We start from the raw sequence: 18,050 nt of genomic DNA on the forward strand, positions 1-18,050 counted from the left end.
CTGATGGGCGACCAGCCGGCGCAGACCATGCTCAATCCGGGCGGCCTGAAGAGCTACTGCCACGGCCTGGACAACCTGCACAAACATCCGGGCATCAGCCACCTGGCCGGCTCGACCCAGGAGGGCAGCCAGGCCCGGCCGCAGCTGTTCAAGGCCGACGTCAGCCTGCTGCTGAACGGTGACGAACTGCTCCAGGAAGAGGTCTTCGGGCCGACCACCATCGTCGTCGAAGTCGCCGACAAGGCCGAACTGGTCCAGGCGCTGCACGGCCTGCACGGCCAGCTCACCGCCACCCTGATCGCCGAGCCGGCGGACCTGGACGCCTACGGCGACCTGCTGGCGCTGCTGGAACAGAAGGCCGGGCGCCTGCTGCTCAATGGCTACCCGACCGGCGTGGAAGTCTGCGATGCGATGGTGCACGGCGGCCCGTACCCGGCGACTTCGGACGCGCGCGGCACGTCGGTGGGGACGCTTGCCATCGACCGCTTCCTGCGCCCGGTGTGCTACCAGAACTACCCGGACGCCTTCCTCCCCGAAGCGCTGCGCAACGCCAACCCGCTGGGCATCCAGCGCCTGGTGGACGGCACGCCGAGCCGCGAGGCGTTGTAACCCCCACGGCGGGCTGGGCAGAACGCCCGGCCCGCGCTGTTTCAACCGCATTGCCTTCGGGTTTCGTCCGATCCATTCGCGCTACACCTGCTGCGCGGAAGAACCGCTGGGCCAAATCCCGGCGGTTTGCGGTACTATCCGCCGCCGCGGCCAGCAATGTGCCATCAGCCGCATAGTCAGCGCTCCAGCGCTTATCAAGGATCGATAGAAGGAACGTCCAATGGACCGGATTCGCCGCGCCCTTTTTGCCCTACCCGTCATGTTCCTGCTCGTTCTCACCGGCTGCGCCACGCCGCAGGGACCGGTGCCCCTGGACCAGGCCTTCTGGGCCGATCAGCACGAACGCATCGGCATCGCCATCACCGAAGTACCCAAGCCACAAGCGCTGATGGCCGGCCAGCAGGGCCTGCTGGATGTCGCCATCAACACCGCCACTTCCGCCACGATGCGCAGCAAGGTCGAGACCTGGGACACCACCAGCCTGAAGGACTTTCCCAAGGAGGTCGCCAAGACGCTCACCGAGCGTGGCTACCAGGCGACGGTGCTGGAGCAACCGCTCAAGCTGGACGCACTGAAGCCCGTCAAGGGCGCCAAGCTGGGCTACTCCAAGCTCGACTACACCTCGTTCAAGGCCACGTATAACGTCGACAAGCTGGTGGTGTTCGCGGTGGCCAGCACCGGCACCTACCGCACCTACTACGGTTTCATCCCCACCAGCGCGCCGATTACCCAGGTGGTGGTTTCCGCCTACGTCATCGACCTCGACGACAACCGCCTGCTGTACTACCAGCCCTTCACCACCAATCGCGTCGTCGATGGCGAGTGGGACGAGGGCCCGGAATTCCCCAATCTGACCAACACCTATTACCAGGCGCTGGACCAGACGCAGCAGAACCTGATGCTGCCGTTCAAGGCGCAGCAGATTTCCGCCGTGCAACCATGAGCGCGCGCTGCAACCGCGGCCTCGCGCTGCTGATCGCCCTGACGCTGCTGGGCGGATGCGCGCCGTCCAGGTCGCTGAAGCCGAGCATGACCACGGAGCTGGCGAACAACCTCGACCAGCCCTTCCGCGTGCAGGTGGCGCCGGGCAGCGAACGGCTGGTAGGGGGCGAGCAGGCGCACGACGGCAGCGCCGCTGTCCAGAGCGGCCTGGGCACCGCCACCAGCATCGACATGGCCGCCCGCAACGCCGCAGCCAATGGCATGGCGGGCAATGGCAGCGGTGCCGGCGTGGCCGCGGGCGTGGTGCTGGGCAGCCTGATCGTCGCGCAGATGAACCAGAACGCGGTGCAGGGAAAGGCCAAGGCGGAAGCCGACAAGCGCGTGGCGGGCCTGCGCGAGGCGATTGCCGCGCAGAACCTGGAGGGCTGGTACGGCAATGCCTTCGCGGACGCGTTCGCCAACGCCGGGCGCCCCAGCAACCCGTCCGCGGCACTGACGCTGGACATCGCGCCCCAGGCGCTGCTCAGCCAGGACCTGCACAGCGTGCGGGTGATCAGCGAGGTACGGCTGATGCTCGGTCGCAGCGCGCTTTACCAGGGCCGCATCGAAGTGCACAGCGCCCCGCTCGCCTGTGAGGACTGCCTGGCCGACTGGGCCGCCGAGCAGGGCAAACCCTACCAGGCCGCGCTGCGGGCCGGCGTGGATGAAACCGTGCGGGTGCTGTTGCTGGACTGGAAGACCCGGCACTTCGCCAGCAGCAACAACCCGGAACGCACGCTGAGCTATCAGCTGGGCGACAGCCGCTACGTCGAGCGGGGACGCCTGGTGGATAGCCAGGCCGGGCGCAGCCTGTACCTGAGCTTGCGTGGCTGGGTGAAATCGGTGCCGGTGGCGATCGCGCCCTGATCGGCATCCCGCCCGGGAACCGTAAGGGGCGCCCTCGCCTGTCGGAGAAAGAACGCCTGCCCCGTCGGGGCGAGCCTTACGCCAGCAAGCCCTGCAAATCCTCGTAGAGCGCCTCGGGAATCTTCACGCCGTCTTGCAGACTGCGCTCGCGGGCCTCGTAACGGCGCTGCGAGGGCAGACGCGCGCCCTGGTCCTGGATGCCGTCGAACAACGCCTCGGCGCGGGCCAGGTGCTGGTCCACCGCGTCACCGAGGAAGCGCTTCGGGTCCAGGGCGATCAGCAGCTCGCCGTGGTAGGGCGAGGATTTGCTGCCGGCATCCCAGGCCTGCGATTCGACGCTGGTGAGGTCGCCGATCAGCGGCCCGGCGATCAGTTCCACCATCGCCGACAGCGCCGAGCCCTTGTGCCCGCCGAAGGTCAGCATGGCGCCGTTGAGTACGGCGCTGGCGTCGGTGCTCGGCTGACCGGCGGCGTCGATGCCCCAGCCCAGCGGAATCGCCTTGCCGGCGCGCTCGTGCAGCTGGATTTCACCGCGCGCGATGGCGCTGGTGGCGAAATCGAAGATGAATGGATGCTTGCCGGTGCGCGGCCAGCCGAAGGCGATCGGGTTGGTGCCGAACAACGGCTTGCTGCCGCCGGCCGGCGCCACCCAGGCGTGGCTTGGCGTGCAGGCCAGCGCCACCAGGCCGGCTTCGGTGAGCACTTCCAGCTCGGTCCAGAGCGCGGAGAAATGCACGCAGCGGTTGATCGCCAGGGCGGCGATGCCATTGGCGCGGGCTTTCTCCACCAGCACCGGCGCGCCGCACTCGAAGGCCACCTGGGCGAACCCGCCGCGGGCGTCGACGCGCACGATCGACGGCGCCTGGTCGATCACTTCGGGCTCGGCATCCGGCGAAACCTTGCCGGCGCGCAATGTATCGATACAGCCGAGCAGTCGCCAAAGGCCGTGGGAGGCGCATTCGTCGCGCTCACCGGCGAGCACCGCGCGGGCGACCGCGTGGACGTGGGGCTCGCTGAAACCATGGTGGCGAAGGATCGCCTCGGCCAGCTCTTGAACTTCCTGCAGGGACAAAGCGATCACGACGGGGCTCCTCTGGATGGGTTGCACGTGGGTAGGAAACCGCGCGACGGCGGTTCAGGAAAGCCTAACAGTGGCGTGTTCAGGCGCCGCGTTCTTGTCGGCAATCGGCCTGGGGGTCGACGAATTCGGCACAGCGATGCCTTACCAGTCGAGCCGCAGGCGACTCTCGAACGTCCGCCGCTCGCCGCTCAGCGGATCGTCGAAGGCCAGCGCCTGGGCCAGCAGCTTGAGCGGTCGGCTGTAGTCGTCGGTGGGGTACGGCGTGAGCTGCGGGTAGAACGGGTCGTTGTCGATGCCGGCGCCCAGCGCGGCGAGGTGCACGCGCAGCTGGTGCTTCTTGCCGGTCAGCGGATAGAGCCGGTAGCGCGCCTGGGCGCCCTTGCGTTCGAGCAGCTCAATGCGCGTCTCGCTGTTGGCTTCGCCTTCGCCCTCGCGCATCAGGAAGAACGGCTCGGCGGCGACCAGCCGGGTGCGCCGCAGCTGCGGAAACGCCACCCCGTCCGGCGCGGCGCCGATCGCCTCGTAGCGCTTGTGCATGCTGCGCTGGCGAAACAGCGCCTGATAGGCGGCGCGGCTGTCCGGGTTGGCGGAAAACAGCACCAGCCCGGCGGTCAGGCGGTCGATGCGATGGATCGGCACCAGCTGCGGATTGCCCAGGCGGCGGGTCAGCCGTGCCAGCAGCGTCTGCTCGACGTAGCCGCCGGACGGGATCACCGGCAGGAAATGCGGCTTGTCGGCCACCACCAGATGCTCGTCGACATGCAGCACCTGCTCCTCGAACGGAATCGCCACCTCCTGCGCCACCTCGCGGAAGTAGTGCACGCGCAGGCCCTCGCGATACGGATGCGCGGCGTCCAGCGGGAGTCCCTCGGCGTCCAGCACGCGGCCGCGGGCCATGCGCTCGAGCCAGGTCTGCCGGTCGATCGCCGGGAAGCGCTCGCAGAGACAGTCGAGCACGCTGCGCCAGGGGCCGGCCGGCAGATGCAGGACGCTGGAACCGGCCAGGGAAACGCGGGGAGCGCTCATTCGGGAAGCCTTGAACGACGTGGGCCGGCTATTAGGCCGCAGCCTGCCGCACCCGTCAAAACCAGGGTCCGGCACGACTCATCGGCGCAGCGATAACCACTATCGAACTGGATGATTTCTACCGCTTCGGAGCGGGCGTTAGCCTGTCACCACTCCAGAGACAGACCTTTCAGGTAAACCGCCATGAACGCATTCACTACTCCGCTTCTTCTGGTCGCCGCGCTCCTTCTCGGTGCCTGCAGCAGCCATCCGAACCCGGCCGAACGTCCCTACAGTGCCGCCGAAATCAAGCAGCTGGCACTCGAAGACCTGAGTCGCCGCAGCCTCTCGATGGAAGAGTACCTGCGCCGCTGGGACGCCATCATGAACCCGCAACCCGGCGAGACCTACAGCGCCGACGACCTTCGCGCCACGCTACGCCAGGCAGGTGGTTCGAGTTGATCGCCTCCGATCGGACCGGCATGGTCGAAGCGGACGAATGACTGTATAAACAGCCAGTCCATCGTCCACTTCGACCCTGTCCGTTCCGCCCCATGCCCACCCCGCTACCCGACCCGTTCTACTACCTGGCGAACTTCCAACGCGTGCTGGACTGGGTCGGCGCGCGCTATGCCGATCTGCTATGCAGCGCCGAACGGCACTTCATCGAAGCCTTCGCCGAACTGCCGCAGGCCTCGCGTGCGCTGCTGGTGCGCATGCTGATGCGCAAGGGCGAGCTGTTCCGCGCCAGCAAGCTGGCCTACGCCGAGATCGGCTGTCCGCACCAGGCCGCCGCACCGCTGCTCGGCCATGGTTGGCTCGACGACGCGCCCGTGCTGAGCCTGGAGCAACTGTTCGCCGTGCTGCGCAAGGCGGAGATCGCCGCGGCCTTCGGCGACTGCCTGCAGCGCGCGCACCTGATGAACAAGAGCGAGCTGCTGGCCTGCCTGCGCGAGCGCTTCGCCGACGAAAGCCGGCCGCTGCAGGCCTGGCATGCCGAAGCCAACGAGTGCGTCTACCGCGTGCTGATGGTCGAGCTGGGCGAACGCCTGCGGCTGATGTTCTTCGGCAACCTGCGCCAGGGCTGGTCCGAATTCGTCCTCGCCGACCTCGGCATCCATCGCTACGAGAAGGTCGAGTTTTCCACAGCCTCCCGCGCCTTTCGCAACCGCGAGGACATCGACGATTACCTGCGCCTGCAGCGTTGCCGCGATCACTTCGAGCAGGGCGAGGCGCTGGCCGAGGTCGTCGCCAGCCTGCCGGAACGACTGGATAATCCATGGATCGAGGCGCGCCGCGGCAAGCTGGTCTTCCGCATCGCCCAGCAATACGAGCGCCTCGGCGAGTTGCAGCAGGCGCTACGGATGTACGCCGGGTGCTGCCACGCCGGCGCCCGCCTGCGCACGATCCGCGTGCTGGAGCGCTGCGAGCGCATCGACGAGGCGCTGCAACTCGCCACGCACGCCAGCGAACAACCGGAAAGCGAGGCCGAGCGCCAACACCTGTCGCGCGTTCTTCCGCGCCTGCACCGCAAGGCCGGCTTGCCGGCCAGTCCCCGCCGCCCACCGCTGGCGCTGCAACGCCTCGACCTGCAGCTGGCGCCGCCGGCGATGCCGACCTCGGTGGAATTCGTGGTGCGCGATCACCTGACGCAAACCGACGCCCCGGTGCACTACGTGGAAAACACCCTGATCGGTTCGCTGTTCGGCCTGCTCTGCTGGCCGGCGCTGTTCGCCGCGCTGCCGGGGGCGTTCTTCCACCCCTTCCACGCCGCCCCGGCGGACCTGCTCGACGCCGACTTCGTGCGCCGCCGCCAGGCGCTGTTCGACGGCTGCCTGGCGCTGCTGGAGGACGACACCTATCGCCAGCGCATCCGCGACACCTTCGCCGCCAAGTTCGGCCTGCAGTCGCCCTTCGTCGCCTGGGGCCTGTTCGACGAAACGCTGCTGGAGCAGGCGTTGCAGTGCATACCGGCGCAGCACCTCAAACGATGCTTCGAACGCATCCTGCTGGACATCGGCGCGAACCGCAGCGGCTTGCCCGACCTGATCCAGTTCTGGCCGGCCGAACACCGCTACCGGATGATCGAAGTGAAAGGCCCCGGCGATCGCTTGCAGGACAACCAGATCCGCTGGCTCGACTACTGCCTGGCGCACGGCCTGCCGGTGGCCGTGTGTCATGTGCAATGGCTGGCGTAGCGCTGCTGCAGCAGACGAACGCAGTAGGGTGGGTTAGCGGCGAGTGCCGGATCGACAGATACCCCACCAGCCCCCCCGCCGCGTAGCCCCCCAGGCGGTGTTCGGCGATACCACGCCCGTCGGGTTGCGGCGCACGTGACACCGGCGCGCGACCGGCACATCGGGCGATGCGCCTGGCCCATCCTACGTCAGCCGCGCAGGTAGCCGTTCTCGCGGAACCAGGCGATGGCGCGGGCGAGGGATTTATGCAACGGCACGCGGCTCTGGAAGCCGAGCTCCTCGCGCGCCTTGCGGCCGTCGAGGAACTGCCCGCCGGCCATCACCGCGATGGCGGTATCGTCCAGCAGCGCCTCGTATCCGGTCAGCCGCTGGCGCAGCCGACCGAGACGGGCAATCGCCTTGGCGCGGACCAGCGACAGCGGCTGCGGCGCCTCGACACCCAGCGCAGCAGCGATCATCGCGGTCAGCTCGGCCATCTCGATGTCATGGCCGACGAGCAGGTAGCGCTCGCCGGCACGGCCCTTCTGCAGTGCCGCGAGAAGCCCTACGCCCGCCTCGCCGGCGTCGATCAGGTTGCGCCGGCCAGGAACGTACCGGCTCATCTCGCGGTTGCCGATGGCGGTGACGATGCGCCCGGTGGATGGGCCGAAATCGAACTCGCCGATGGCCATTCCGGGAATCCCGATGACCACCGGCAAACCGTTGCGCGCCTGCTCGCGGGCCTGTTCGTCGAGCGCCCATTTGCACATCAGATAAGCGTTGTGCCACGGCGGCAGCCCTTCGTAGAAGAGCCCTTCATGCCCGGGCAGACCCTGCGGATGCACCGGCATGGCGATCGCCGAGCCGACGTAGACGATGCGCGGCACCTGGACCTGGCGGCAGGCGGCGTAGAAGTGGCTGGTCTGGTCCAGCGCGCTGACCACCTCGTCCTGCCAGCGCCGCGGCCGTCCCGGATAGTGCCCGGCGCAGAAGATCACGCCGTCGAGATTATCCAGCGCGCGGCACAGCGCGGCGTGGTCGAGCAGCTCGGCGGAGCGCTGCTCCGGCTCGAGGTAGGCCACGCGCGCGGTGCGCGAGGACGGCCGGTTGATCACCACCAGCTCGTGGCCGGCCGCCCGTACCGCGCGCGCCGCATGGTGGCCGATCAGGCCGGTGGCACCGAAAATGGCGACTTTCAAGCGAACTCCCTTTCCCGCCGGGGACCGCGACGCGCGCGGTCCGGGTCGATGACCGTGTCGCGGCTTAGCCGCCCTTGGCCTGCTGATAGAACGGCATGACCTTCGGCACCGCGGCCTGCAACGAGGAGATCCGCGAGCTGGACGAGGGATGCGTGCTCATGAATTCCGGCGGCGCGCCTTCGCTGGCCTTGCTCATCTTTTCCCACAGGCTGATGGCGGCGTTCGGGTTGTAGCCGGCACGCGCCGACAGCTCCAGGCCGATCAGGTCGGCCTCGTTCTCGTTGGCGCGGCTGTTGGGCAGGGTCATCAGGTACTGCACGCCGGTGTTGGCCAGTTGCAGGCTGCCCTGGCCTACACCGAAGGCCGCGCCGAGCTGGCTGGCCATCTGCACGCCGTAGGCCTTGGACATCGCCTCGCGGCCGTGCTCGCGCAGCGCGTGGGCGATTTCGTGGCCCATCACCGCGGCGAGTTCGTCGTCGCTCAGCTTGAGCTGCTCCACCAGGCCGCTGTAGACGATGATCTTGCCGCCGGGACCGCAGTTGGCGTTCAGCTCGTCGCTCTTGATCAGGTTGATGTCCCACTGCCATTGCGCGGCATCCGGGCGGAACACCGGTGCCTGGGCGATCAGCCGCTTGCCGACCGCCTGCACGCGCTTGCCGATCGCCGAGTTGTTGTCCACCAGCCCCTTGCCCGACGCCTCGGTAAGGGTTTCCTGGTAGGACTGGGCATACATCTGGTTGACCTGCTCGGTCGACAGCATGCTGAACATGTACTGCTTGCGCTCGACGCCGACGGCGCCGCCGTTGGTGGTGTTCACCGCCTGGCAACCACTCAGCAGGAGCGCCGCGCACAGGCCGGAAAGGAAGAAGGGTTTGGTCATCGGGGTTCTCCAGAAAAGTGCCCGTATGCTAGGCCGCGGGTCGGTGCGCGGCAACCGAGCGGCATGTCGGTCGAGGGCGACATCGCCCGGTTCACGCAGGGGTCAGGCACTCGGGCGCGTCGACCTTCGGGTCGTTGACAATGCCGGCCAGGGCGCGTTCCCGCAGCGCCGTCGGCGGTTTGATCAGCAGCCCGCGCAGGGTCGTGTCGCTGCTCTGCGGATCGAGCCACTGCTGCTGCTCGGCGTCGTCCAGCAACAGCGGACGACGCAGGTCGGCGGCGGCCTGGGTGATCAGCGCCAGGCTCAGGTAGAGAATTTCGCCCACCGGATACGCCTCCCAGATCGCCGCCAGGTGCAGCACGCTGGCCTCGCCGGTGATCCAGTAGGGCCGCTTGCGCGCGCCACGCCACTCGTAGAAGCCGTTTGCCGGTACCAGGCAGCGGCGCTCGCGGAACGCCTCGCGGAACATCGGCTGCTCGGCCAGGGTTTCGCTGCGCGCGTGCGCCGGCGTGCGCGACAGGTCGGTGAGCCAGGCCGGCGTCAGCCCCCAGCGCGCCCGCGCCACTTCGCGCGAGCCTTCGCCCTGGCGCAGCATCAGCAGGTTGGCGCCCGGCGCCTGGTTCCAGTGCGGCCGGTGGTCGGCAGGAAAACCCGGAAGCGCCGCCAGCGCAGGCGTCCAGCGAAACAGGGCGATACGTCCAGACATGCGGTTATCTCAACACAACAGGGAGCCGGGAATGCTGTCCGGCTCGTCGGCAGCCAGCGGCTGCGCGGCATTGTACGCGGCGATCAAGGCCTGCGCGCGCAGCGCCTCGGCATCATCCACCAGCAGCCCAAGCAGGCCACCCAGGGGCAGCTCGCCGAGCGCGCCGACCAGATGCCGGCCGCTGAGGTGCACGGTGATGCCTTCGCTGGCGAGCATGCCGATGAGCATCTCTGCTTCGATCAGGTCCTGTGGTTCGTAGATTCGCCGCATTCATTCGTCCTCCCGCCGCACATCGAGACGCCAGTCAATGCCGTCGCTGCGCAGATCGAAAACAATCGGCCGGCAGCACACCGCGCAATCCTCGATGTATTGCTGGTCGCCCGCCGAGAGGTCGAGCAGCGACTCGACCGATTCGCCGCAGTAGGGGCACTGATATTCCTGGGATTCGAGCATCACGGTCTCCATGCGACTTGCAGGTATAATCGCCTTTTACTCCGGCAGCGCGACGCCTGCGCCAACCGTATTCCCATGACCCTTTCCATAGAGAACAAGATGGGCGAATTCGACGCCATCCGACCTTACGACGACGCCGAAGTGCCAGCAGTTCTGGCCCGCCTGTTCGCCGACCGGCAATTCCTCGACATCCTTACCCGCTTCCGCTTCCCGCGACTGGCCGGGCCGTTCGGCTGGGCACTCAAGCCGCTGATCGCGCGGCGCCTCAACAAGGAAGTGCGCGGCATCGAATCGGTCTCCGCGCTGCAGGACAAGATCGAGACCTACGTCGACCGCACCATCGAGCGCGCCACCGACGGTGTCACCTACTCCGGCGTAGAGCAGCTCAAGGCCGGTTGCAGCTATCTGTTCCTCGCCAACCACCGCGACATCGTGATGGACCCGGCCTTCGTCAACTACGCGGTGTACCACGCCGGCCTGCCGACCCCGCGCATCGCCATCGGCGACAACCTGCTGCAACGACCCTTCGTCAGCGACCTGATGCGCCTGAACAAGAGCTTCATCGTGCACCGCTCGCTGACCGGTCGCCGCGAGAAGCTTGCCGCCTACCAGTTGCTCTCGGCCTACATCAGTCACTCGATCCGCAACGACGGCCAGTCGATCTGGATCGCCCAGGCCGAAGGCCGCGCCAAGGACGGCGACGACCGTACCGATTCGGCGATCCTGAAGATGTTCCACATGAGCCGCAAGGACGAGGACTTCGCCGCGGTCATCGCCAGCCTGCGCCTGGTCCCGGTGTCGATCAGCTACGAGTATGACCCCTGCGATCAGGCCAAGGCGCGCGAGCTGTGCATTCGCGCGACCACCGGCGAGTACGTCAAATCGCCCGGCGAGGACGACACCAGCATCGCCCTGGGCATCACCGGCTACAAGGGTCGTGTGCACATCAACTTCGGCGAAGTAGTGGACAGCGGCTTCACCGACAGCAAGGGCCTGGCGCAGGAGCTGGACCGCCGCATCCTCGCCCATTACCGGCTGTTCCCGGTGCACTACCTGGCCTATTCGATGTGGGCCGAGCGCGACCCCGCGCTGGAAGTGCCCAGCGCCGAACAGGTGTTCCCGGCAGCGGAAGTGGCGCGCGCCCGGCAGGAATGGCAGAAACGCCTGGACTCCTGCCTGCCGGAGCAACGCCCGTACATGGTCCTGCAATACGCCACGCCGGTGCGCAACCAGTACCGCGTCAAGGCCGGCCTGCCGCTCTAGCGTCGGCGCGAGGCATGAAAAAAGGCGACCTCGGTCGCCTTTTCCTTGGTTCGCGGAGGCCGTGTTACAGACGTGTGCTTTCCCAGGAAACCACCAGCGCCACGCCCAGGCAGGCGCCGCCGAAGCGGTTGAAGAAGCGGTCCAGCCGCGCGCGCCGAGGCTCGGCCCCTTCAACGGCGGCGACCGGGCGCCACAGCGCACCGCGCAGCTGGGTGGCGATCAGCACCCAGCTGCCGGCCACGGCGAAGAACAGCGCCAGCAGGTTGATCGACTGCGCGGGATTGGAAAGCCAGAACGACAGGGACATCGAAACCTCGGCGAGAAAGCCACACGGGCATCAGCGAATACGGCGCAGGAGTCTACCCAACGCCACGCGACCGTAGCGGCTTTCCGACGAATGTCACAGCGCCAGCAGATCGCCGCTGGGTGCGCCGCAGCACCGCGCAGACCCGTGATGCGCATAGCGCACCGCGAAGGCGCCTGCCGATCACGGTAAAGCATCTGCCGCGGGTTGGTCCTTACACGCCCCCGCGCGCACCGTGGAGGCCCATGGTGCGCATGGCGCACCCTCCGCGAAGATCGCATCCCTGACCGGCAGGCGCCCACGAAAAAGCCCGGCGAACCGGGCTTTCTCGATCGACCGGGTGCTTACTGCGAAAGCATCTGGCCGATGGTCTGGTCCTTGAACACGCGGCTGAGCGCATCGCTCAGTACGTCGCTGACCAGCTTGGTGTTGGTCTGCTGGTTCGGCGCGCTGCCGAAACGCTGGTTCAGCGAAGCGCCGTAGCGACCGTTGTAGCTGCGCTGGCTGTTCTTCACTTCGGTGCGGAAGGTCGCGGTGATATCCGCCTCGGTGACGTACACGCCGTCCTTCGGCGACTGGTACTTCAGCTCGGAGAGGATGATGGTCAGCTGCGGCGCGTTGTAGGCGTTGGCCGACGGCGTGAAGCCGAGCAGGCGAACCGCGGCCTCGGCCTGGGTTTGCAGCTTGGGCACGACGCTGGTGCTCGCGACGCTGATGGTGCTGGTTTCGGCGTACAGGCCACCGCGGGTACCGAGCGACGGCGACGGACGCCCGTCCACCACGCGAACCACCACCGGCTGGCCGTGGCCAACGGGGTTGATCTGGGCATTGATCTTCGGATCCGGGTCGAGTTGCTGCGGGCTGAGGGCACAACCGGCAAGAGTCACGCTGGCGACAGCGAACAGACTCAGCAACAGGCGATTTCGCATGCTCTTCTCTCCTGGTGGGCATCGATGGGCGCGAGTATAACGAGCGTCGCGTGGCGCCGACAGCGGCCGGGAGCGGATTCTCGCGGGCCTTGGGCATATGACTGCGGGCGCGCCGATTCTATCGATCGAACGTCCCATCGTCCGACCTCGGAGCAGGCTTCAGGCGGGTGTCGCCGATCTGACCGGACGACGGAGGAAAGTCACAAGCGAGCAGCCACGATCGGGAATTCGCCGGTATAATCGCCCCCGATTATAAAAGGGCACCCCATGCCGACGGCCATCGCGCGACCCGCGCGCCACCGATCGGCGAGGAGAGTCGCCCAAGCGTGCTGCCCCGCCGCGCCGAGCTTCCACTAATTGCGTAGAGCAATTTGCCTGAAGGCGGCGTTTAATCGCCCCCGATCGGCGGAACCGGCAGCACCGACTTCGAGGTTCACGACTCCAAAAGAGCGTGGGATGACGGGTTTTCACAACTTCACGAGAGTGTGGCGAGCATGAACAGGTCTGTAACCAACAAGAAAGACAGCGCTTCCACCTGACCCACTGACGGCATTTGCGCCTTCCTCCTCGCGGAGACGGGCGAACAGCGCGCCGACTTGCCCCACTGGCCTTGCCTGGGCGATCGACGCGTGACCGGACAGGACGACCGGGTCGCGACTCCGATTGACGGAACTCGAGGCCCCTGCGGCTTTCAGCTTGAAAGGTCGTCTGCATTTCCTTTGACGATGCAGGTTTTGGAGAAGCGTTGATGGCGCAACACGAAAACGAAACGCTGGACGTGCTGCTGGTGGGAGCCGGCATCATGAGCGCGACACTGGCGGCCTTGCTCAAGGAACTCGACCCCAGCATGCGTCTGGAAGTCGTCGAGTCGATGTCCTCCGGCGCGGCGGAGAGTTCCAACCCCTGGAACAACGCCGGCACCGGCCACGCCGGCCTCTGTGAACTGAACTACACGCCACAGGCTGCCGACGGCACGATCAATATCGACAAGGCCGTGCACATCAACACCCAGTTCGAGGTGTCCAAGCAATTCTGGGCGCACCTGGTGGAGAAAGGCACCTTCGCCTCGCCGAAGTCCTTCATCAATCCGGTGCCGCACCTGAGCTTCGTCCAGGGCCAGGCGGGCATCGAGTATTTGAAGAAGCGCTTCGCCGCGCTGTCCGGGCACCACGCGTTTTCCTCCATGGAATACAGCGAAGACAAGGCCACCCTGGCGCGCTGGATGCCGCTGATGATGCCCGGCCGCCCGGCCGACGAGGCCATCGCCGCGACCCGCGTGGAGAATGGCACGGACGTCAACTTCGGCGCCCTGACCACCTCGCTGCTGGCGCACCTGGTCAGCCAGCCGAACAGCACTGTCACCTACAGCCAGAAGGTCACCGGCCTGAAGCGCACCGGCAAGGGCTGGACGGTCTCCATCAAGCACAACGAAAGCGGCGCCGAGCGTGAAGTCAACGCGCGCTTCGTGTTCCTCGGCGCCGGCGGCGCTGCGCTGACGCTGCTGCAGGCCTCGGGTATCGAGGAAAGCAAAGGCTACGGCGGCTTCCCGGTGAGCGGCCAGTGGCTGCGCTGCGACAACCCCGAGGTGGTCAGGCAGCACGACTCCAAGGTCTACAGCCAGGCGGCGGTCGGCTCGCCGCCGATGTCGGTTCCGCACCTCGACACGCGTGTGGTCGACGGCAAGAAGTCCCTGCTGTTCGGGCCTTATGCCGGCTTCACCACGAAGTTCCTCAAGCACGGCTCGTTCCTCGACCTGCCGCTGTCGATCCGCCTGGGCAACATCGGCCCGATGCTGGCCGTGGCGCGCGACAACATGGACCTGACCCGCTACCTGATCAGCGAAGTGCGTCAGTCCATGGGGCAGCGCCTCGACGCCCTGCGACGCTTCTACCCGCAGGCCAAGCCCGAGGACTGGCGCCTGGAGATCGCTGGTCAGCGCGTGCAGATCATCAAGAAGGACGCCAAGAAAGGCGGCGTGCTGCAGTTCGGCACCGAGCTGGTTGCCTCGCGCGACGGTTCCATCGCCGCGCTGCTGGGCGCCTCGCCGGGCGCTTCGGTGACCGTGTCGATCATGCTCGGCCTGATCGAGCGCTGCTTCGCCGAGCAGGCTCGCTCGGAGCAGTGGACGAGCAAGCTGCAGGAGATCTTCCCGGCTCGCGAGAAACAGCTGGAAAGCGACGCCGCGCTGTACCGCGAGGTCAGCGCACGCTGCAACGAACGTCTGCAGCTGGTCGCCCGTCAGGAAGTGGCGGAAGGCGTGATCTGAGCAGGCCCTGCGCAAACAAAAAACCGCCAGCGATGGCGGTTTTTTTATGGTCGCGGGCCAGGTCCGGAAGGCTTGGTAATTCGATGATCCCGCCGCTGGATGCGCCGCATCACCACGCGGTGCGCATGGCGCACCCTACGGCAACCAATCCGGCACTTCGGGGCTCAACGTAGGGTGCGCCGCGCGCACCGGCGAGATACGCTGCGTCGCCCGGCGGTGCGCATGCCGCACCCTACGGCGGTCAATCCGGCGCTTCGAGGCTAAACGCAGGGTGCGCCGCACGCACCAGCAGGGTCCACTGCATCGCCAGGCGGTGCGCATGTCGCACCCTGCGGCAGGCGGCTCGATGAAGAATCTCAGCGGCGCGCGGCTTCGATGATCTCGATATAGGCCTGGGCCATGCGCTGGTCGCGGATCAGCGCAACGAAGTCGTTGCCCTGTGCGTCCTGCGCGTCGAGGTCGTAGCCCGCCTCGACGAAGAAACGGACGAAGCGCTCGAAGTCGTCGACGCGCAGGCCGCGGTAGGCTTTGACCAGCTTGTGCAGCGAGGGCGGCGTGTCATCGGCCGGCTCCACCTCGAGAAACAGCTTGATCGGCTCGTCGCCGATTTCCTCACCAATCACCTGTTTCTTGTCTTTGCGCATTCTGGGCTCCAGCACAGCGAATTTCACGGGGCCGGCAGTGTACTCCGCGCGGCGCACGAGGCTCAACGCGGCGGACGCTTCAGGTCATGCGAAGCGCCTGGGACGCGCCGTATACTGGGCGGGCATCCGCCCTGGAGCCGTCATGTCGATTTCCTTTCCTCCGCTATTCGCCGCCTGGCGCCAGACCCGTCGCGCCGGTTATTCATGGAACGCCCTGCGCGGCGACATCGCCGCCGGCCTGACCGTCGGGGTGATCGCCATCCCCCTGGCCATGGCGCTGGCCATCGCCGTCGGCGTGCCGCCGCAGCACGGGCTCTACACGGTGCTGGTCGGCGCGCCGCTGATCGCGCTGTTCGGCGGCTCGCGCTTCAACATCTCCGGACCGACCGCCGCCTTCGTGGTGATCCTGCTGCCGATTACCCAGCAATACGGCATCGGCGGCCTGCTGTTGTGCACCCTGCTCGCCGGGCTGATCCTCGTCGCCCTCGGCCTGCTGCGCGCCGGGCGCCTGATCGAATTCGTGCCCTATCCGGTCACGCTGGGCTTCACCGCCGGCATCGGCATCGTCATCGCCACCCTGCAGATGAAGGATTTCCTCGGCCTGAGCCTGGACGGCCACCCCCAGCATTACCTGCAACAGCTCGGCGCATTGCTGCGCGCGCTGCCCAGCCTGCAACTGGGCGACGCGCTGGTGGGGATCACCTGCCTAGCGCTGCTGATCATCTGGCCGCGGGTCAGTCGCAAGGTGCCGGGCCACCTGGTGGCGCTGTTGCTCGGGGCGTGTCTCGGGCTGCTGCTTGAGCGCGTCGGTCTGCCGGTGGCGACCCTCGGCGAACGCTTCAGCTACCTGCAGGATGGCGTCAGTCATCCCGGGATCCCGCCGTTCCTGCCGGCCTTCGCCTGGCCCTGGAACCTGCCCGGCGCGGACGGCCAGCCGCTGGTGCTGAGCTTCGAGCTGATCCACCAGTTGCTCGCGCCGGCGTTCGCCATCGCCATGCTCGGCGCCATCGAATCGCTGCTCTGCGCGGTGGTCGCCGACGGCATGAGCGGCAGCAAGCACGACCCCAATGCCGAATTGATCGGCCAGGGCATCGGCAACCTGGTGGCGCCGCTGTTCGGCGGCATCACCGCCACCGCGGCGATCGCCCGCAGCGCCGCCAACGTCCGCGCCGGCGCCTTTTCGCCGCTGGCGGCGATCATCCACTCCGGCGTGGTGCTGGCGGCGATGCTGCTGCTCGCGCCCCTGTTCAGCTACCTGCCCATGGCGGCGCTGGCGGCGCTGCTGCTGATGGTGGCCTGGAACATGAGCGAGCCGCCGCACGTGCTGCACACGCTGAGAATCGCCCCGCGCAGCGACGTGCTGGTGCTGCTGACCTGCCTGGCGCTCACCGTGGTCTTCGACATGGTGCTGGCGGTGGGCGTCGGCCTGCTGCTGGCCGCCGGGCTGTTCATCAAGCGGATGAGCGAGCTGACCGACACCGCCGCCCTGCCGCGCGGCTTTCACCAGGCGCTGCAGGACCTGCCGGAACACGTCGCCGCCTACGCCATCCGCGGCCCGCTGTTCTTCGGCGCGGCGGAAAAAGCCCTCAGCGCGCTGCGCAAGTTCAGCCCCGGGGTGAAGGTGGTGATCGTCGAACTGAGCGCCGTACCGATGCTCGACATGACCGCGCTGGCGGCGCTGGAGAACGTACTGGGCGACTACCGCCGGCAGGGCATCGGCCTGGTCCTGGTCGGCACCCATCCGCGCGTGCGCCTCAAGCTGCGCCGCGCCGGCATCCATCGCCACGAAGGCCGGCTCGCCTACGTCCGCGACCTGCGCCAGGCGAGGGAGAAGGCGCTGCGCTGGATGGAGGGGGAGGTTCCACTGTAGCGATGCAGGGTGGATCGGGGCGCGTAGCTGACGCTCTTTTCACCCTCTGTCACACCGCCCGGTAGATCGGTAAGGCGCGATCCGCCCTACGCGGCGGACGGTGCGCGCGGCGCACCCTACAGATTCGCCACCGCAGGGTGCGCCATGCGCAACGAGGCAGTTGCTCGAGCCTCGAGGAGGTCATCCATCCCACTCGCTACGGTCGCGCGGCGCTTCCGTGCGTCAGAGTCCCTTCACCGCGTAGATGCCCGCCGCGTTGCGCCAGTAGCCCTTATAGTCCATGCCGTAGCCGAAGACGTAGCGATCGACACAGGACAGCCCGACGTAATCCGCCTTCAGATCCGGCCGCGCCTTGCGGTCGTGATCCTTGTCCACCAGCACCGCGGTGTGCACATTGGCGGCACCGGCATGGCGGCAGAAGTCGATGATCGCCGCCAGGGTGTGTCCCTCGTCGAGGATGTCGTCGATGATCAGCACGTCGCGGTCCATGAAGGAGATCTCCGGCTTGGCCTTCCAGAACAGCTCCCCGCCGCTGGTCTGGTTGCGGTAGCGGGTCGCGTGCAGGTACGACAACTCGAGCGGGAAGTTCAGTTTCGGCAGCAGCTTGCCGGAGAAGATCAAACCGCCGTTCATCACACAGAACACCACCGGATTGCGCTCCGCCAGCTCGGCGTTGATGGCCAGCGCCATCTTCGCGATGGCCGCTTCCACGTCGGCTTCGGTGTGCAGGCAATCGGCTTCCGCCATCACCTGGCGAATGTGGGCGAGCTCGGCGGACATGGCGGTTTCCTCTTGGGTGGGACGGCGAAGTTGATC

The 18,050-nt window shown here is 67.3% G+C and carries 18 protein-coding genes and 1 pseudogene; 8 read left to right on the forward strand and 11 right to left on the reverse strand.

Features of this window, described 5'->3' with window-relative positions; genetic code table 11:
- The 3 genes and pseudogenes from QMX85_RS04275 to QMX85_RS04285 form a co-directional block, all read left to right on the forward strand.
- Positions 1-609: pseudogene (locus QMX85_RS04275) on the forward strand (aldehyde dehydrogenase (NADP(+))); the annotation flags it as partial.
- A 220-nt stretch (positions 610-829) separates the two neighbouring features.
- Positions 830-1,552 carry a hypothetical protein gene (locus QMX85_RS04280; RefSeq protein WP_282338963.1) on the forward strand — a complete coding sequence of 241 codons (723 nt, stop codon included), beginning with the start codon at positions 830-832 and terminating at the stop codon, positions 1,550-1,552.
- Entirely contained in the window at positions 1,549-2,457 is a 909-nt protein-coding gene (locus QMX85_RS04285; RefSeq protein ID WP_282338965.1) for a hypothetical protein, read from the forward strand. Before QMX85_RS04280 ends, QMX85_RS04285 begins: the two co-directional genes overlap by 4 nt.
- A gap of 76 nt (positions 2,458-2,533) precedes the next feature.
- Here QMX85_RS04285 and QMX85_RS04290 read toward each other — a convergent pair whose 3' ends face one another.
- Both QMX85_RS04290 and QMX85_RS04295 read right to left on the reverse strand, forming a co-directional pair.
- Entirely contained in the window at positions 2,534-3,538 is a 1,005-nt protein-coding gene (locus QMX85_RS04290; protein WP_282338966.1) for an Ldh family oxidoreductase, read from the reverse strand.
- A gap of 141 nt (positions 3,539-3,679) precedes the next feature.
- The gene (locus QMX85_RS04295; protein WP_282338968.1) at positions 3,680-4,564 is read right to left on the reverse strand and encodes a pseudouridine synthase; all 885 of its coding nucleotides are present in this window, start codon (positions 4,562-4,564) and stop codon (positions 3,680-3,682) included.
- Positions 4,565-4,747: 183 nt separating this feature from the next.
- On the opposite strand from QMX85_RS04295, the gene QMX85_RS04300 reads away from it, so the two are divergent.
- Positions 4,748-5,005, forward strand: coding sequence for a hypothetical protein (locus QMX85_RS04300; RefSeq protein WP_090228731.1), 258 nt, complete (start codon positions 4,748-4,750; stop codon positions 5,003-5,005).
- 92 nt (positions 5,006-5,097) lie between these two features.
- Complete coding sequence (locus tag QMX85_RS04305) at positions 5,098-6,741, forward strand: VRR-NUC domain-containing protein (RefSeq protein WP_282338969.1); 1,644 nt, start codon at positions 5,098-5,100, stop codon at positions 6,739-6,741.
- Between the two features lie 188 nt (positions 6,742-6,929).
- Here QMX85_RS04305 and QMX85_RS04310 read toward each other — a convergent pair whose 3' ends face one another.
- The 5 genes from QMX85_RS04310 to QMX85_RS04330 form a co-directional block, all read right to left on the reverse strand.
- A complete protein-coding gene (locus QMX85_RS04310) occupies positions 6,930-7,919 on the reverse strand; it encodes an NAD-dependent epimerase/dehydratase family protein (protein ID WP_282338970.1) in 990 nt (329 codons plus the stop codon).
- 64 nt (positions 7,920-7,983) lie between these two features.
- Entirely contained in the window at positions 7,984-8,799 is an 816-nt protein-coding gene (locus tag QMX85_RS04315; RefSeq protein WP_282338971.1) for a M48 family metallopeptidase, read from the reverse strand.
- Positions 8,800-8,890: 91 nt separating this feature from the next.
- Positions 8,891-9,505: an SOS response-associated peptidase gene (locus QMX85_RS04320; protein WP_282338972.1), complete on the reverse strand. Its 615-nt coding sequence runs from the start codon at positions 9,503-9,505 to the stop codon at positions 8,891-8,893.
- Between the two features lie 9 nt (positions 9,506-9,514).
- A complete protein-coding gene (locus QMX85_RS04325; protein WP_282338973.1) occupies positions 9,515-9,775 on the reverse strand; it encodes a DUF2007 domain-containing protein in 261 nt (86 codons plus the stop codon).
- Positions 9,776-9,958: a CPXCG motif-containing cysteine-rich protein gene (locus QMX85_RS04330; RefSeq protein ID WP_282338974.1), complete on the reverse strand. Its 183-nt coding sequence runs from the start codon at positions 9,956-9,958 to the stop codon at positions 9,776-9,778.
- Between the two features lie 99 nt (positions 9,959-10,057).
- Here QMX85_RS04330 and QMX85_RS04335 point away from each other — a divergent pair, with 99 nt between their 5' ends.
- Positions 10,058-11,221: a 1-acyl-sn-glycerol-3-phosphate acyltransferase gene (locus QMX85_RS04335; protein WP_282339055.1), complete on the forward strand. Its 1,164-nt coding sequence runs from the start codon at positions 10,058-10,060 to the stop codon at positions 11,219-11,221.
- 64 nt (positions 11,222-11,285) lie between these two features.
- On the opposite strand, the gene QMX85_RS04340 is transcribed toward QMX85_RS04335, so the two are convergent.
- Positions 11,286-11,528, reverse strand: a complete 243-nt coding sequence (locus QMX85_RS04340; protein ID WP_273233512.1) for a hypothetical protein — start codon at positions 11,526-11,528, stop codon at positions 11,286-11,288.
- A gap of 341 nt (positions 11,529-11,869) precedes the next feature.
- The gene (locus QMX85_RS04345; protein WP_090228754.1) at positions 11,870-12,454 is read right to left on the reverse strand and encodes a YajG family lipoprotein; all 585 of its coding nucleotides are present in this window, start codon (positions 12,452-12,454) and stop codon (positions 11,870-11,872) included.
- A 748-nt stretch (positions 12,455-13,202) separates the two neighbouring features.
- On the opposite strand from QMX85_RS04345, the gene mqo reads away from it, so the two are divergent.
- Entirely contained in the window at positions 13,203-14,720 is a 1,518-nt protein-coding gene (gene mqo, locus QMX85_RS04350) for a malate dehydrogenase (quinone) (protein ID WP_282338975.1), read from the forward strand.
- 356 nt (positions 14,721-15,076) lie between these two features.
- Here mqo and QMX85_RS04355 read toward each other — a convergent pair whose 3' ends face one another.
- Positions 15,077-15,364, reverse strand: coding sequence for a PA4642 family protein (locus tag QMX85_RS04355; RefSeq protein ID WP_282338976.1), 288 nt, complete (start codon positions 15,362-15,364; stop codon positions 15,077-15,079).
- Positions 15,365-15,506: 142 nt separating this feature from the next.
- Between QMX85_RS04355 and dauA the strand changes: the two genes are divergently transcribed.
- Positions 15,507-17,234 (forward strand): C4-dicarboxylic acid transporter DauA, encoded by a 1,728-nt coding sequence (gene dauA, locus QMX85_RS04360; protein ID WP_282338977.1) that lies wholly within the window; start codon positions 15,507-15,509, stop codon positions 17,232-17,234.
- A 222-nt stretch (positions 17,235-17,456) separates the two neighbouring features.
- On the opposite strand, the gene QMX85_RS04365 is transcribed toward dauA, so the two are convergent.
- Positions 17,457-18,014, reverse strand: a complete 558-nt coding sequence (locus QMX85_RS04365) for a hypoxanthine-guanine phosphoribosyltransferase (protein WP_273233519.1) — start codon at positions 18,012-18,014, stop codon at positions 17,457-17,459.
- Between the last annotated feature and the right edge of the window lie 36 nt (positions 18,015-18,050).

The sequence above is a fragment of the Pseudomonas sp. PS02288 genome, assembly GCF_029959715.1.
Taxonomy (GTDB): Bacteria; Pseudomonadota; Gammaproteobacteria; order Pseudomonadales; family Pseudomonadaceae; genus Pseudomonas_O; species Pseudomonas_O kuykendallii.

Coding starts and splice junctions, on each gene's coding strand:
- QMX85_RS04315 (WP_282338971.1), bottom strand. CDS start 8,799: ATGACCAAACCCTTCTTCCTTTCCGGCCTGTGCGCGGCGCTCCTGCTG.
- QMX85_RS04285 (WP_282338965.1), top strand. CDS start 1,549: ATGAGCGCGCGCTGCAACCGCGGCCTCGCGCTGCTGATCGCCCTGACG.
- mqo (WP_282338975.1), top strand. CDS start 13,203: ATGGCGCAACACGAAAACGAAACGCTGGACGTGCTGCTGGTGGGAGCC.
- QMX85_RS04335 (WP_282339055.1), top strand. CDS start 10,058: ATGGGCGAATTCGACGCCATCCGACCTTACGACGACGCCGAAGTGCCA.
- dauA (WP_282338977.1), top strand. CDS start 15,507: ATGTCGATTTCCTTTCCTCCGCTATTCGCCGCCTGGCGCCAGACCCGT.
- QMX85_RS04365 (WP_273233519.1), bottom strand. CDS start 18,014: ATGTCCGCCGAGCTCGCCCACATTCGCCAGGTGATGGCGGAAGCCGAT.
- QMX85_RS04340 (WP_273233512.1), bottom strand. CDS start 11,528: ATGTCCCTGTCGTTCTGGCTTTCCAATCCCGCGCAGTCGATCAACCTG.
- QMX85_RS04355 (WP_282338976.1), bottom strand. CDS start 15,364: ATGCGCAAAGACAAGAAACAGGTGATTGGTGAGGAAATCGGCGACGAG.
- QMX85_RS04280 (WP_282338963.1), top strand. CDS start 830: ATGGACCGGATTCGCCGCGCCCTTTTTGCCCTACCCGTCATGTTCCTG.
- QMX85_RS04305 (WP_282338969.1), top strand. CDS start 5,098: ATGCCCACCCCGCTACCCGACCCGTTCTACTACCTGGCGAACTTCCAA.
- QMX85_RS04300 (WP_090228731.1), top strand. CDS start 4,748: ATGAACGCATTCACTACTCCGCTTCTTCTGGTCGCCGCGCTCCTTCTC.
- QMX85_RS04320 (WP_282338972.1), bottom strand. CDS start 9,505: ATGTCTGGACGTATCGCCCTGTTTCGCTGGACGCCTGCGCTGGCGGCG.
- QMX85_RS04345 (WP_090228754.1), bottom strand. CDS start 12,454: ATGCGAAATCGCCTGTTGCTGAGTCTGTTCGCTGTCGCCAGCGTGACT.
- QMX85_RS04330 (WP_282338974.1), bottom strand. CDS start 9,958: ATGCTCGAATCCCAGGAATATCAGTGCCCCTACTGCGGCGAATCGGTC.
- QMX85_RS04325 (WP_282338973.1), bottom strand. CDS start 9,775: ATGCGGCGAATCTACGAACCACAGGACCTGATCGAAGCAGAGATGCTC.
- QMX85_RS04295 (WP_282338968.1), bottom strand. CDS start 4,564: ATGAGCGCTCCCCGCGTTTCCCTGGCCGGTTCCAGCGTCCTGCATCTG.